This window comes from Gemella bergeri ATCC 700627, assembly GCF_000469465.1.
Lineage (GTDB): Bacteria > Bacillota > Bacilli > Staphylococcales > Gemellaceae > Gemella > Gemella bergeri.
In genome coordinates this window covers 1-15,278 of sequence record NZ_KI271813.1, presented here as the reverse complement: position 1 = coordinate 15,278, position 15,278 = coordinate 1, and the positions used below count along the sequence as shown (strand labels likewise).

At 30.6% G+C, this 15,278-nt stretch carries 16 protein-coding genes; all 16 read left to right on the top strand.

From position 1 onward, the window contains the following. Positions 1-14 precede the first annotated feature (14 nt). The 16 genes from gloA to codY all read left to right on the top strand — a co-directional run bounded on the left by gloA (position 15) and on the right by codY (position 15,191). Positions 15-395, top strand: coding sequence for a lactoylglutathione lyase (gene gloA, locus HMPREF1983_RS01840; RefSeq protein WP_021752583.1), 381 nt, complete (start codon positions 15-17; stop codon positions 393-395). A gap of 185 nt (positions 396-580) precedes the next feature. After that, complete coding sequence (rimP, locus tag HMPREF1983_RS01835; protein ID WP_021752582.1) at positions 581-1,045, top strand: ribosome maturation factor RimP; 465 nt, start codon at positions 581-583, stop codon at positions 1,043-1,045. A 21-nt stretch (positions 1,046-1,066) separates the two neighbouring features. Further along, entirely contained in the window at positions 1,067-2,098 is a 1,032-nt protein-coding gene (nusA, locus tag HMPREF1983_RS01830; protein ID WP_021752581.1) for a transcription termination factor NusA, read from the top strand. A gap of 13 nt (positions 2,099-2,111) precedes the next feature. Next, on the top strand, positions 2,112-2,399 hold the full coding sequence (gene rnpM, locus HMPREF1983_RS01825) for an RNase P modulator RnpM (protein ID WP_021752580.1): 288 nt from the start codon (positions 2,112-2,114) through the stop codon (positions 2,397-2,399). Beyond that, positions 2,399-2,710, top strand: coding sequence for a L7Ae/L30e/S12e/Gadd45 family ribosomal protein (locus HMPREF1983_RS01820; RefSeq protein WP_021752579.1), 312 nt, complete (start codon positions 2,399-2,401; stop codon positions 2,708-2,710). Before rnpM ends, HMPREF1983_RS01820 begins: the two co-directional genes overlap by 1 nt. Next, positions 2,710-4,821 (top strand): translation initiation factor IF-2, encoded by a 2,112-nt coding sequence (infB, locus tag HMPREF1983_RS01815; RefSeq protein WP_021752578.1) that lies wholly within the window; start codon positions 2,710-2,712, stop codon positions 4,819-4,821. Before HMPREF1983_RS01820 ends, infB begins: the two co-directional genes overlap by 1 nt. A gap of 13 nt (positions 4,822-4,834) precedes the next feature. Next, complete coding sequence (rbfA, locus tag HMPREF1983_RS01810; RefSeq protein ID WP_021752577.1) at positions 4,835-5,191, top strand: 30S ribosome-binding factor RbfA; 357 nt, start codon at positions 4,835-4,837, stop codon at positions 5,189-5,191. 64 nt (positions 5,192-5,255) lie between these two features. Continuing rightward, complete coding sequence (locus HMPREF1983_RS01805) at positions 5,256-6,854, top strand: ABC-F family ATP-binding cassette domain-containing protein (protein ID WP_021752576.1); 1,599 nt, start codon at positions 5,256-5,258, stop codon at positions 6,852-6,854. Positions 6,855-7,143: 289 nt separating this feature from the next. Then, on the top strand, positions 7,144-8,517 hold the full coding sequence (locus HMPREF1983_RS01800; RefSeq protein WP_021752575.1) for a glycine--tRNA ligase: 1,374 nt from the start codon (positions 7,144-7,146) through the stop codon (positions 8,515-8,517). Positions 8,518-8,714: 197 nt separating this feature from the next. Continuing rightward, on the top strand, positions 8,715-9,389 hold the full coding sequence (gene cmk / locus HMPREF1983_RS01795; protein WP_021752574.1) for a (d)CMP kinase: 675 nt from the start codon (positions 8,715-8,717) through the stop codon (positions 9,387-9,389). A gap of 13 nt (positions 9,390-9,402) precedes the next feature. Next, a complete protein-coding gene (locus tag HMPREF1983_RS01790) occupies positions 9,403-9,990 on the top strand; it encodes a lysophospholipid acyltransferase family protein (RefSeq protein ID WP_021752573.1) in 588 nt (195 codons plus the stop codon). Between the two features lies 1 nt (position 9,991). Next, a complete protein-coding gene (locus HMPREF1983_RS01785; protein ID WP_021752572.1) occupies positions 9,992-10,417 on the top strand; it encodes an acyl-CoA thioesterase family protein in 426 nt (141 codons plus the stop codon). A gap of 211 nt (positions 10,418-10,628) precedes the next feature. Beyond that, a complete protein-coding gene (locus HMPREF1983_RS01780) occupies positions 10,629-11,777 on the top strand; it encodes a cysteine desulfurase family protein (RefSeq protein ID WP_021752571.1) in 1,149 nt (382 codons plus the stop codon). Continuing rightward, positions 11,767-13,008 carry a tRNA uracil 4-sulfurtransferase ThiI gene (thiI, locus tag HMPREF1983_RS01775; RefSeq protein ID WP_021752570.1) on the top strand — a complete coding sequence of 414 codons (1,242 nt, stop codon included), beginning with the start codon at positions 11,767-11,769 and terminating at the stop codon, positions 13,006-13,008. Before HMPREF1983_RS01780 ends, thiI begins: the two co-directional genes overlap by 11 nt. A gap of 15 nt (positions 13,009-13,023) precedes the next feature. Then, entirely contained in the window at positions 13,024-14,328 is a 1,305-nt protein-coding gene (gene trmFO / locus HMPREF1983_RS01770; RefSeq protein ID WP_021752569.1) for an FADH(2)-oxidizing methylenetetrahydrofolate--tRNA-(uracil(54)-C(5))-methyltransferase TrmFO, read from the top strand. Between the two features lie 80 nt (positions 14,329-14,408). Further along, complete coding sequence (codY, locus tag HMPREF1983_RS01765) at positions 14,409-15,191, top strand: GTP-sensing pleiotropic transcriptional regulator CodY (RefSeq protein ID WP_021752568.1); 783 nt, start codon at positions 14,409-14,411, stop codon at positions 15,189-15,191. The last annotated feature ends 87 nt before the right edge of the window (positions 15,192-15,278 follow it).

Genomic DNA, 15,278 nt, shown 5'->3' with positions numbered 1-15,278 from the left:
AAAGGAGTATTATCATGGTACAAACAATGATTCATACTTGTTACAGAGTCGCTGATTTGGAAAAATCAATAAAATTTTATGTAGAAGCATTTGATTTTAAAAAGAGTAGAGTAAGGGATTTTCCGGAATATAAGTTTACATTAGTATATCTAACTTTACCTAATTCCAACTATGAATTGGAATTGACATATAATTATGATCACGATTCATATGATTTAGGTAACGGATATGGACATATTGCTATATCTGTTGACAATCTGGAAAAATTGCATACAAAGCATGTTGAAGCTGGGTATGATGTTACTGATTTAAAAGGATTACCGGGATTCCCGCCGAGTTATTATTTTATAAAAGATCCGGACGGGTATAAAATTGAGGTCATACGTGCAGAATAATATATAAAAATTTGATTTTTGTATATTATTATGTTACAATTATATTTGTATTGAAATAAATTACCGAAAGGGTGGTGAATTTTGAAAGTTCTCCGCTCTTTTATATTGGATAAAAAACTATATTTATTTCAACAGTATTATTATATAGTGAAAAATTATTAAATGAAGATTGAGAGGTGTTTATTATGAGTATTGTCGAAAAGGTAAAAGCAATTTCCGACGAACAAACTAAGGATACTGAATATTCTCTTTATGATGTTGAATATGTTAAGGAAGGTAATGAGTATTTCTTACGTGTTTATTTTGATAAAGACGGTGGACTTACACTTGATGATTGTGTAGTATTGAGTGAACGGCTTGCACTTGAATTGGATAAGGAAGATTTTATTAGTGATAAATATTATTTAGAAGTATCTTCTCCCGGTATAGAAAGAGATTTACGTAGTTTAATAGAAGTGGCTAATTCTGTAGGAAAACATGTTTATATTAAAACTTACGAAAAAATTGATAATCAAAAAGAGTTTTATGGTGACATATTGGAAGTCGTTGATAATGAAATAGCGATTGAGTATAAGGATAAAGCTCGTGTAAAAAAAACAAAGATTAATTATGAAAAAATTGCTAAAATTAGATTAGCTGTAAAATTTTAATAAAAAAAGGAGAATAAAAAAATGAGCAAGGATTTGCTTAAAGCTATAAAATTAATTGAACAAGAAAAAGGAATTTCTGAAGATATATTAGTAGAGGCTATTGAATTAGCGTTATTATCAGCATATAAGAAAAATTTTAATGCAGCAAAAAATGTTAGAGTAGATTTTAACAGAACAACCGGTGACTATAAATTTATTATAAGAAAAGATGTTGTTGAAGAAGTATATGATGATAGAATTGAATTTGCATTAGAAGATGCTTTAAAAATAAATCCAGCTTACGAAGTAGGGGATATTTATGAAGAAGAAGATTTTCCTAATGATTTTGGTAGAGTGGGTGCACAAGCAGCAAAACAAGCATTACTACAAAGATTACGAGAGGCTGAAAAAGAAATTTTATATAAAGAATATAGTGAATATGAAGGAGAAATATTATCGGGAACAGTCGATAGAATTGATACACGCTATGTTTATGTGAAGCTTGGGAAAATCGAAGCTATTTTAGGAGAGAATGAAAGGGTAAAAGGTGAAATTTATGTTCCTCAATCTCCAATTAAAGTATATATCGCCAAGGTAGATAATCCAACACGTGGAAGTAAACCGCATGTTCTTGCATCACGTTCGCATCCAGAATTTATTCGTCGTCTATTTGAACAAGAGGTACCGGAAATTTACAGCGGCGTTGTAGAAATTAAAAGTATTTCGCGTGAGGCAGGAGATAGAACAAAAATCGCTGTTTATACTGAAGATAAGAACATAGATCCGGTAGGATCATGTGTAGGAAATAAAGGTGAACGTGTAAAAATAATTGTTGATGAATTAAATGGTGAGAAAATAGATATTATAACTTGGGATTCGGATCCTATTAAATTTATTACTAATGCTTTAGCTCCGGCTAATGTTGAGGAAATTATTATTGATGAAGAGGAAAAAGTTGCTAATGTTAAAGTAAATGAAGATCAATTATCGTTAGCTATTGGTAAAAAAGGGCAGAATGTCCGTTTAGCTGCAAAATTAACAGGATGGAAAATTGATATAAAAGCAGTTGAATAATTGAGGTGGTACTATGAAAAAGAGAAAAATTCCAACAAGAAGATGTATTTTAACAAATGAAATGTTCCCCAAAAAAGAGCTATTGAGAATAGTAAAAAATAAAGAAGGGGAAGTTTCCGTTGATCCAACAGGTAAAAAAGCCGGACGTGGCGCATATGTTGTATCAGATTTAGAAGTAATTCAAAAAGCACAAGAAAAAAAACAATTAGAAAAATTTTTCAGTGCAACCTCGGAAGAAATGGAACCAATATATAAGGAAGTTATTAGATTAATATATAGAAAGTCAATACCACAAAAATAATGAACAAAGTATTTAATTTATTAGGTTTAATGCAACGTGCAGGAAAACTGGTTACCGGAGAAGATTTAATAGTAAAAAATCTTAAAAATAAAAAAATAAAATTATTAATTATTGCCAAAGACTGTGGGGCAAATACTAAAAAGAAATTAGAAGATAAATCAAATTTTTATAAAATAGAAAACGTAACTTTTTCCACAGTAGAACAAATTAGTGCTGCTATTGGTCGTGATAATAGAGTAGCTGTAGGAATAACAGATGACGGATTTATAAAAAAGTTTAAACAATTATTGAAAGAAGGAGGACGACAGTAATGAAAAAAGTCAGAGTATATGAATATGCCAAAGAAATCGGAAAACAATCAAAAGAATTAATAAATATACTAAAAGAGGCTAATATCGAAGTATCTAATCATATGTCAATGTTAACACAAGAGGGGTTAGAGAAATTAGACAGTATTTTTAAAAAGAAAACAGATACTAAAAAACAGATTAAAAAAGAAAATAAGCCTCAAAAGAAAAATAACAAACAAAAAAATATTAACCAACAAGTAGAACAAGAAAGTAAAAAAAGTAAAAAGAAAAAAAATAAAAACAAAAAAGAACGTATAAAAAAATCTCAAAAACAACAACCGGCTATTATAGAAGTACCGACAGAAGAAACAATTTCTGAAGATACAATTTTAGTAAAAGACGGGATGACAGTTGGAGAATTATCAACAATACTAAATATTAATTCAACCGAATTAATTAAAAAGTTATTTATGGAACTTAAAATAATGGCAAACATTAATCAGTCATTAACATTGGAACAAATCGAATTAATTGCCATTGACTATGGTAAAGAAATTCAAGAAGAAGTAGAAATTAATAAAGAAGATTTAGATTTATACTTTGAGGCGGAAGATGAAGAAAAAGATTTAAAAGAGCGTGCGCCAATTGTTACAATTATGGGGCATGTCGATCATGGTAAAACCACATTACTGGATACTATTAGAAATACTCATGTAACAGCAGGAGAAGCCGGTGGTATTACTCAACATATTGGAGCATACCAAGTTCGAGCAAAAAATAAAAAAATTACATTTTTAGATACACCGGGACATGCAGCCTTTACAACTATGCGCGCAAGGGGAGCAAAAATTACAGATGTGACTATTTTGGTAGTAGCCGCTGATGATGGTGTTATGCCTCAAACTATTGAAGCCATAAACCATGCAAAAGCAGCTGATGTGCCTATTATCGTGGCTGTTAATAAAATGGATAAACCGCAGGCTAATCCGGATCGCGTAATGAATGAATTAGTTGAATATGGTCTAATTCCGGAAGATTGGGGTGGAGATACTATCTTTGTACCTATTTCTGCATTAAAAGGTGACGGTATTGATGAATTGTTAGAAAATATTTTATTAGTAACAGAAATGCAAGAACTAAAAGCAAATCCGAACCGTCTTGCACTAGGTACGGTAATTGAGGCAAAATTGGATAAAGGACGTGGTGCAGTAGCTACGTTATTAGTTCAAAACGGAAGTCTGAACGTTGGTGACCCGTTGGTTGTCGGTAATACTTTTGGTCGTGTTCGCGCTATGATTAATGATCGCAATAAAAATATTCAAACAGCAAAACCGTCTACACCGGTAGAAATTACAGGGCTTCAAGATGTCCCGAATGCCGGAGATAGATTTGTTGTGTTCGGTGATGAAAAAACTGCTCGTCATATTGGTGAAATTCGCCAACAACAATACATTGAAACAACACGTCAAGCAAATTCTGCTGTATCATTAGATACCTTGTTTGAACAAATGAAACAAGGTGAAATGAAAGATCTTAATATTATTATTAAAGCGGATGTGCAGGGCTCTGTGGAAGCCTTAGCCATGTCACTTGCAAAAATTGATGTAGAGGGTGTTAATGTACGTATTATTCACACAGGAGTTGGAGCTATTAACGAATCTGATATTACATTAGCAATAGCTTCTAAAGCTGTAGTAATTGGCTTTAATGTACGCCCTGATAATAATGCTAAACAAATGGCACAAACTGAACAAGTTGATATTCGTTTGCACAGTATTATTTACAAAGTAATTGAAGAAATTGAGTCTGCTATGACCGGTCTTTTAGATCCAGAGTTTGTAGAAAAAGTAATTGGGCTTGCTGAAGTAAGACAAGTATACAAAGTATCAAAAGTTGGTACTATTGCGGGAGCTTATGTGACAGAAGGAAAGGTATCACGTGATGGGAAAGTACGTGTTATTCGTGATAGCGTAGTTATTTATGAAGGAGAAATTGATACATTAAGACGTTTTAAAGATGATGTCAAAGAGGTTCAAAGTAGTTATGAATGTGGTATGACCGTAGAGAACTTTAATGATATTAAAGAAGGGGATGTCTTTGAAGTATATATAATGGAAGAAGTAAAAAAATAGGAGGTAATAGTATATGTCAGAAGTAAGGGTCAATAGACTTGCCGAGCAAATCAAAAAAGAAATTACTTATGTATTAACCACAAAAGTAAAAAATCATAACTTAGGATTTGTAACTGTAACAGAAGTTGTTTTGACAGGAGATTACTCCCAAGCGAAAGTTTACTACACCGTATTAGGCGGGGAAAAAGAGAAAGAAAAAACAAAAAATTCTCTTGCGAAAATTAAAGGTTTTGTAAAAAGTGAAGTAGCAAAAAAAATAAAAATAAGAAAATTTCCAGAACTTATTTTTGAATACGATACAACAAGTGAGTACGCACTCCACATTGAAAATTTAATTGCAAGTGTTAGTAAAAAAGAAGAAAATAAATAATAAAGATTGATAAGCTCATCAATAATTGTGGTGAGCTTGTCAATTATTAATAAAGGAGAGAAGAATGTTACAAGTAACAAATTTAAGTTTACGTTTTGCAGATAGAAAACTGTTTGAAGATGTTAATATTAAATTTACAAATGGTAATTGTTATGGTCTTATTGGGGCTAACGGAGCGGGCAAGACAACATTTTTAAAATTACTTTCGGGAGTGCTTGATTCTCAACAAGGGTATGTATCACTAGGAAAAGGAGAACGCCTTGCGGTATTGCGTCAAAATCACTTTGCTTATGAGGAAAATCAAGTTATTGATGTTGTAATGATGGGTCATGAGAAATTATGGAGTGTTTTGAATCGAAAAAATGAAATTTATATGAAAGATCCATTTACTGAAGAAGATGGTATTATTGCGGCGGAACTTGAAGGAGAATTTGCGGAGATGGACGGTTGGAATGCTGAAAGTGACGCCGCCCAATTATTAGAAGGTCTTGGAATTGGTGTTGAATATCATCATATGCTGATGGGGGAATTGGATAATGCGATTAAGGTAAAAGTATTATTGGCACAGGCGTTATTTGGTAATCCGGATGTATTGTTACTTGATGAGCCGACCAACGGTCTTGATATCAGTGCTATAAAATGGTTAGAAGAATTTTTAATTAATTTTGAAAATACGGTTATCGTAGTCAGCCATGATAGACATTTCCTAAATAATATCTGTACTCATATTTGTGATTTAGATTTTGGTAAAATTCAACTATATGTTGGTAATTATGATTTTTGGTACCATTCAAGTCAATTAGCACGTCGTATGGCAGAAGATTCTAATAAGAAAAAAGAAGAGCAAATTAAAGAACTTCAAGATTTTATCGCCCGCTTTTCTGCAAATGCTTCAAAATCAAAACAAGCAACCAGCAGAAAAAAAATGTTGGAAAAAATTACACTTGAGGATATTAAGCCAAGCAGTCGACGTTATCCATTCGTTCGCTTTACACCGGATAGAGAAATTGGTAATGATCTATTAATTGTTGATGGTGTTAGTAAAATAATTGACGGCAAAAAAGTATTAAACAATATTAGTTTTACAGTAAATCCGAATGATAAAGTTATTTTATTAGGTGATGAGATGGAGAAAACTACGTTGTTAAAAATTTTAGCCGGTGAATTAGAACCGGATAACGGGACTGTAAAATGGGGTATTACGACATCACGTAGTTATATGCCAAAGGATAATACGGAATATTTTGAGGGGTTAAAGCTTTCGTTAGTCGAGTGGTTACGACAATATGCCTCACCGGAAGAGGAATCAGAGGCTTACTTACGTTCATTTTTAGGAAGAATGTTGTTTTCGGGTGAAGAAGCATTGAAAAAAGCTCATGTGTTATCAGGTGGAGAGAAAATGCGTTGTATGTTATCTAAAATGATGTTATCAAAAGCTAATGTTATTTTACTTGATGAACCAACCAATCACCTTGATTTGGAATCAATTACAGCGGTTAATGAGGGAATTATACAGTTCAAAGGTTCTGTAATTTTTACATCACATGACTATGAGTTTATTCAAACGATTGCTAATAGAGTAATAGAGTTAACACCGAATGGAGTAATTAATAAAGAGATGGATTACGAAAACTACTTAAGATTCAAAGGTATAATAGAATAAAAATTTGTATTAAATAAAAACTACAAATAATTAATATAAATATTTTGTTTATAAAATTACTGCAATTACTTGAAACTTTAGTTAATAAATGGTAAAATATCTATATTAAAGCGAGTTGATGATGGTGAAAGATCAATAATTTAAAAATGGCATTAATAAAATTTAATACTAAAAATGAGTTGAGTTTTTACTAATCAGGGTGGAACCGCGGAGAATTTTCGTCCCTAGATATGCCTAGCATATCTAGGGTTTTTTATATTTAATATTTTAATTTTAGGAGGAAATAAAAATGGAAAAAATATTATCTTTAGCAAAAAATAGAGGTTTTGTATTTCAGGGTTCTGAAATTTATGGTGGTCTAGCCAATACATGGGACTATGGTCCGCTAGGTGTTGAGTTGAAAAATAACATAAAAAAAGCATGGTGGAAAAAATTTATACAAGAATCATCATATAATGTGGGATTAGATGCTGCTATTTTCATGAATCCACGTACTTGGGAAGCATCAGGGCATATTGGTAATTTTAGTGATCCGATGATGGATTGTAAAATTTGTAAATCAAGATTACGAGCTGATAAATTAATTGAAGAATACTACTTTAATGAAAAAAATGAAGATGTAATTGTAGATGGATTACCATTTGAAGAATTGGAAAATATTATAAAACGTGAACAAATTAAGTGTCCTGAGTGTGGTGGACATGATTTTACAAATATAAGACAATTTAATCTTATGTTTAAAACAAATCAAGGTGTTGTAGAAAATGCTACAAGTCAAATTTATTTGCGTCCGGAAACTGCACAAGGAATCTTTGTTAATTTCAAAAATGTTCAACGTAGTATGCGTAAAAAACTTCCGTTTGGTATCGGACAAATCGGTAAATCATTTCGTAATGAAATTACACCCGGTAATTTTATTTTCAGAACTCGTGAGTTTGAACAAATGGAACTTGAATTTTTCTGTCAGCCCGGTGAAGATTTAGAGTGGCACTCTTTCTGGCGTAATTATTGTGAAAAATGGTTACTAGATCTAGGGATGACAAAAGAGAATATTCGTTTACGTGATCATGAAAAAGAAGAATTATCACATTACTCAAATGCAACAACCGATATAGAGTTTAAATTCCCATTTGGTTGGGGAGAACTTTGGGGTGTTGCCGATAGAACAGATTATGATTTAAAACAACATATGGAATATTCAGGTCAAGACTTGTCATATCAGGATTTATCAACAAAAGAAAAGTATATTCCATATTGTATTGAACCATCTGTCGGAGTTGATAGGGTTTTATTAGCATTTTTATGTGATGCGTATAATGAAGAACAGGTTGGAGAAAATGATACTCGTACAGTGCTTAAATTTCATCCGGTGTTAGCACCGTTTAAAGCGGCTGTATTACCACTTTCTAAAAAATTAAGTAATAAAGCTGAGGAAATATATAAAGAATTATCAGCTGATTTTATGGTGGATTTTGATGAAACGGGTTCTATAGGTAAACGTTACAGACGACAAGATGAAGTAGGAACTCCATTTTGTATAACATATGATTTCGAATCAGAAAATGATGGAATGGTTACAATTCGTGATCGTGATACCATGGAACAAACTCGTCTTCCAATAAGTGAACTTAAAGAATATATTTCTGAAAAAATAAAATTCTAAGGATTTATTATAAAGGTTAATCAGAAATCTTGTAGGAGCGGAATAAAAAATGTATTTTTTTAACCGTCTCCTATATTTAATTTAAGATAAAATTATTATTAAACTAGAGATTAAATGTGGTATATGTTATAATATTAATTGTTTAGATTTCTAATTAATTTTAGGAGAAATAAAAGTAAATTTTCGTGAGGTATAAAATGAAATATATATCAGTAGCTGTTGATGGGCCGGCAGGATCGGGGAAAAGTACAATAACTAAGTTGGTTGCTGACAAATTAGGATTTAATTATGTTGATACTGGTGCTATGTATAGAGCATTAACATATAATTTTTTAGAAAATAATTTAACTGAATTATGCGAGGAAAAAATAGTTGAATTATTAAAACGAGTTAATTTTGAAGTTAAATTTATAAAAGGAATTCAGCATGTTTTTATAAATAACGAAGACGTAAGTGGTAAAATAAGAACGGCAAAAGTATCGAAATATACATCTTTATTTTCAAAATCTCCCGCTGTACGTAGTTTTCTAATTGATAGTCAAAGAAATTTATCAAAGGTAGGTAATATAATAATGGATGGTAGAGATATTGCATCTGTTGTCTTACCTAATGCCGATGTGAAAATATTTTTAACGGCAAGTGTAGAAGAACGAGCGAGACGAAGAGTTCTTGATTTTAAAAAACAAGGTATTACAGACGTTGATTTTAAAAATGTTATGAAAGACATTGCAGCACGTGATTATCAAGATGAAAATAGAGAAATCGCTCCTCTTGTAAAAGTTAATTCTGCAATTTTAATTGATACAACGGATTTATCTATAGATGAAGTTGTAGAGAAAATAGTTTCACTTATTAAAAATGTTTTAAATTAGAGGAAGTGTATTTATGTATAAATTTATAAAAATATTACTGTCGATTTATTATAGGATATTTTACAAGGTAACAATAATAAATGGTTCAAAAATTGAAAATGCTAAAGGAATAGTTATTTCCGGGAATCATTTGAGTAATCACGATCCGCTTTTATTTCCGGCATTTTTCACGAAAAATATTCGTTTTATTGCAAAAGAAGAATTGTTTAAAATATTTTTTGTAAAGCAGGCATTAGAGTCAACAGGTGCTATACCGATTAAAAGAGGAACATTTGATAAAACGGCAATAAATAAGAGTATAAAATTATTAAAAGAAGGAGAAGTAGTCGGAATATTTCCGGAAGGAACTCGTTCTAAATCTAAAGAGCTTAGTTTGGGTGAAACACATAACGGAGCATCATTTATAGCGACAAGGGCAAAAACAAAAATATTACCGTTTGCTATAATACCTAATAAGAATTTTAGATTATTTTCTAGGATAAAGATAGTTGTGGGTGATGAAATAGATGCCACGGCATTAAAAGAATCTGGTAAAACTCATGATGAAATAACAGAGATTTTAATGAACTCTATTTCTAATTTAATCGCTAAGGAGAGATAATATGTATGAAAAAATTATAAAATTCAAATTGGAAAAGAAATTTTTTAATAAATCGGGATATTTAGATAATAAATATATTTATGAATGGCTTAATCTTGCTAAAAAACATTTTTTTAGTAGTTTAGGGATTAATATTGATAGTCTTATAGAGTATGATTTATATTATGCCGATATTGAAGTAAAATATTCAATAAGAAAAAATATTAAATTTGAAAACCAAGATATCTTTATAAAAGTATGGATTGATAAACATAACGGTGTTAAAACGATTTTTTCCTATGAATTTCTAATCAATGAAGAAGTTATTATTCTAGCTTCATCTTCACATAGTATTTTAAAAATTAATGGTGAAAGAGCTATTAGAATAGATAGAAATCTTCCTAAATGGGATCAAATTTTAAAAGATGTTGTAAATAATGAAAAATAGCTTAGATAAGATAGCACATAGATTATTGTTCCTAGTGCTATTTTATTTTATGATTTATGTTTTTTGATAATAAAAATTTAATTTTATAAAAAATCTATATTTATATAGTTATATTTGTTTTAATTGACTACTATTGATAAAACGTATTATTTGTTATATACTTTTATAGTAATTAATGAATTAGTAAAGAAATATATTGAAAGGAAATAATATGATATATTTAGATAATTGTGCAACAACAAAACCATATGAAGAGGTTTTAAAAACATTTGTTGAAATTAACAGCACATATTTCGGCAATCCTGCCAGTATTAATAAATATGGAAAAACTGCTAATAAATTATTAACGGCTGCACGTGAACAAATAGCAAGTTTGTTGGGTGTTGATAGCGATACTTTATATTTTACATCATGTGCAACGGAGAGTAATAATATTGCTTTATTGGGAAGCGTAGAACATAAAAAAGATTTTGGTAATCGTATTATTGTTTCTAAAATTGAACATCCATCTGTATTAGAAACGTTTAGAGAATTAGAACATCGAGGTTTCGTTCTTGATTATGTTGATGTTGATAAACATGGATTTATCAATCTTGAGCATTTTAAATCTTTATTAACAAAAGAAACAATTTTAGTGAGTGTTATGCATGTTAATAATATCTTTGGTGCAGTGCAACCTATAGAACAGATAATCAAGATATTAGAAGATTATCCGAAAGTACATTTTCATGTTGATGGTGTACAAGGGGTTATAAAAGAAAAAATTAATTTGACCAAGGTTGACAGCTATTCAATCTCTGCGCATAAGTTTCATGGTTTAAAAGGTGTTGGACTACTGTATTTAAAATCACGTCGTACAGTACATAATATTACATTCGGAGGGGGACAAGAAACCGGGCTGCGAAGCGGGACGGTTAATGTAGCCGGTGCAGTATCACTAGCTAAAGCATTAAGATTATCGTTTGAGAAAATAGATATTGTTAAAGAACAACATAAAGTTTTTAAAAAGAAAATTATTGATGAACTGGGACAATTAGAATATGTAGTTTTAAATTCTCCATTAAATGATAATTATGTTAATTCAATATTAAATATAAGTTTACCGAAGATAAAAGGGGAGGCAATAGTTAATGCTCTTAATGAGCATGATATAATGGTATCAACAACAAGTGCTTGTTCATCGAAAACATTCCATTTGAATGAAGCCTTATATGCACGAGGATTATCAAAAGAAAATATTCAAGGAAGCATTAGAGTCAGTTTTTCTTATATGACAACTTTAGAAGAGATTGAAACATTTATTAGTATATTTAAAGAAGAATACAAAAAATTTAAAGAGGTAATAGAGAGTGGAATATAGTCATATTATAATCAGATATGGAGAACTTACTCTAAAATCTGGTAACAGAAATGAATTTTTAAAAAAATTAACAAAAAATATTCGATATAACTTACAAGGGTTAAAAGGATTTCATATTCAAACCAAACGAGATAGAATGTATATTCATTTTGATAATAACGATTATATAGATAAAATCATAGAAAAATTAAAACATATACCCGGAATTCACAATTTTTCACCGGTATTACGTGCTGATTTGAATATAGATAAAGCAAAAAAAATAATAGATAGTTTATTGAATACAAAATTAGATAAAAATTATACATTTAAAATCCAAACTAAAAGATCAAATAAACATTTTGATTATAATACTAATGAATTAAATAATATTTTTGGAAGTTACGTATTGGTAAACTACCCAAATTTAAAAGTAAATGTAAAACAACCGGATTTTATTATTAATGTAGAAGTACGAAGTGAAGGGATTTTTATTTTCACAGATTTTATAAAAGGTGTTGGAGGTTTTCCGGTAAATACATCATCAAAAGCATTATTATTGCTTTCTGGTGGTATTGATTCACCGGTGGCAGCTCATACTTTGCAGGTAAAAGGTGTTGAAGTAGAAATGATTCACTTTCAATCTCCACCATTCACATCCCAAGATGCTTTGAATAAAATTTTTGATTTAACAACAAAACTTAGTGAAGTAGTAGGAAGAGTAAAATTACATGTGGTAAATTTTACAGAATTACAAACAGAAATAGTAAAGAGAATACCATCTAATTATACTATGACTTCAACACGCCGTTTTATGTTGCGTATAGCGGAAGAAGTTGCGAAAAAAGAAAATTGTCTTGCTATAGCAACCGGCGAATCACTAGGTCAAGTAGCTAGTCAAACACTGGAATCAATGAACTGCATTAACGCCGTTACCAATATTCCTATATTACGTCCGCTATTAACAATGGATAAAGTTGATATAATAAAAATTGCAACTGATATAGGCACTTTGAAAATTTCTAATTTACCGTTTGAGGATTGTTGTACTATTTTTACACCAAAATCGCCGAAAACAAAACCGAAATTAGAGAAAATAGTAGAGTATGAAATGCGTGATGATTATTCAGAACTAATTAAAAAAACTTTAACAAGTGTGGAAACTTATTTATTTGATAAAAATGGAAAAGTAACAACTAAAAATATGGAAATAGAAAAAAATTTACAAAATAAATTTTCAGAGTTATTATAAGAAAGAGAGAATTTGATGGAAAAAAAAGTAATCGTAATTGGAGCAGGATTAGCCGGCAGTGAAGCAGCATGGCAATTAGCAACACGTGGCGTTAAGGTAGATTTATATGAAATGCGTCCTAAAAAAATGACTCCGGCACATAAAACGAAAAATTTTGCAGAGTTGGTGTGTTCAAACTCATTAAGAGCGAATAACATAACAAATGCGGTCGGATTGTTGAAAGAAGAAATGAGAAGACTGAATTCTATTATTATAGAATGTGCCGATACTACTCAAGTTCCGGCAGGTGGTGCTTTGGCGGTAGACAGAGATCGCTTTTCAAAGATGATAACAGAAAAAATAAAAGAGCATCCGAATATCAATATTATAGAAAAAGAAATATCAGCAATACCTAAAGGTGATGTACCGGTAATCGTCGCTACAGGTCCTTTAACTACAGATTTATTAAGTGAAGATATTAGAAAATATACAAACCAAGACGGTTTATACTTTTATGATGCGGCAGCTCCAATTATTGAAAAAGACTCAATAAATTTTGAAAAAGTATATCTAAAATCACGTTATGATAAAGGAGAGGCTGCATATCTAAATTGTCCTATGACAAAAGAAGAATTTTATACTTTTTATAATGAATTGATAAATGCCGAAGTAGCACCGCTAAAAGAATTTGAAAAAGAAATTTATTTTGAGGGATGTATGCCATTTGAGGAAATGGCAAAACGTGGCGAAAAAACACTGTTATTCGGTCCATTGAAGCCTGTAGGTTTAGAAGATCCGAAAACAGAAAAAAGACCATATGCAGTAGTGCAGTTGCGTCAAGATAATAAAGAAGGGACACTTTACAATATTGTAGGGTTTCAGACTCATTTAAAATGGGGAGAACAAAAACGTATTATTAATTTAATACCGGGGTTAGAAAATGCAAATATTGTTCGTTACGGCGTTATGCACAGAAATACTTATCTTAATTCACCACAACTGCTGGAAAGAACATATCGTCTAAAAAAAGAAAAAAATATTTATTTCGCAGGGCAGATGACAGGAGTAGAGGGGTATGTAGAAAGTGCGGCTTCAGGAATTGTAGCAGCTTTAAATGCAATATATAATACTGAGGATAAAGAAGTAATTTTTCCAACAGAAACAATGATTGGAGCGATGGCGAATTATATTGTTGATAATACAAATAAGAATTTTCAACCTATGAATGCAAATTTTGGAATAATTAAACCACTGGAAGAGAAAATAAAAGATAAAAAAGAAAAATATACAAGATATGCTAAAAGATCGTTAGAAATTTTAGAAAATTTCAAAATTAATTAATTAAATTTCAAAAAAAGTCTTACAATTTTGTAAAATAGGTGTTATAATAAGCAGGGAAGTATTTTTGTAAGGAGAAAAAAATGGCAAGTTTATTACAAAAAACAAGAAAAATAAGCACAATTTTACAAGAAGGAAGACATGACAACGTTGATTTCGAAGCAATGGCAATGCGACTTAGCCCAATATTAGACTCGGTAGTTTACATATTAGATGTTGAAGGGAATATATTAGGTTATGATTCTATTATCGACTACTCTAATGAAAGAATGGAAAGAATAATTCAAGATAGAAAGGTTCCCAAAGCATATCTGGACGCTACAATGAAAGTTTATGCAACAAAAGTAAATATTCCATTTAAAAATGAACTTTCTATTTTTCCTGAAGAAGAAGAGGAAAGATTTGAAGGTAATACCTATACGGTAATTTTACCAATTCGTGGTGGTGGTGAACGCCTAGGTACACTGGTAATCGGTAGAATGGATAGTGATTTTAAAGACGATGATTTAGTCCTTGCTGAATATGCTTCAACTGTGGTGGGGATAGAAATCATGCACGAAAAACAAGATAAAGAAAAAAATCTGGCACGTGATAAAGATATGGTTAATATGGCGTTAAATTCTCTTTCATATTCAGAAAAAGAAGCAATTGAACATATTTTTAAAGAATTAAATGGAACGGAAGGATTGCTTATTGCCAGTAAAATAGCAGATAGAGTAGGGATTACACGCTCAGTTATTGTCAATGCACTACGTAAATTAGAAAGTGCAGGTATTATCGAGTCAAAATCATTAGGAATGAAAGGAACATATATAAAAGTGTTGAAAGATTACTTCCTAGAGTTAATTTTTTCTAATGAATATTAAAATGTAAAATTGTTATAAACTCTCACATAAAAGGTGAGGGTTTTTACTTAAAAATAAAAGGATCTACAAAATATAGGACTGATAGGG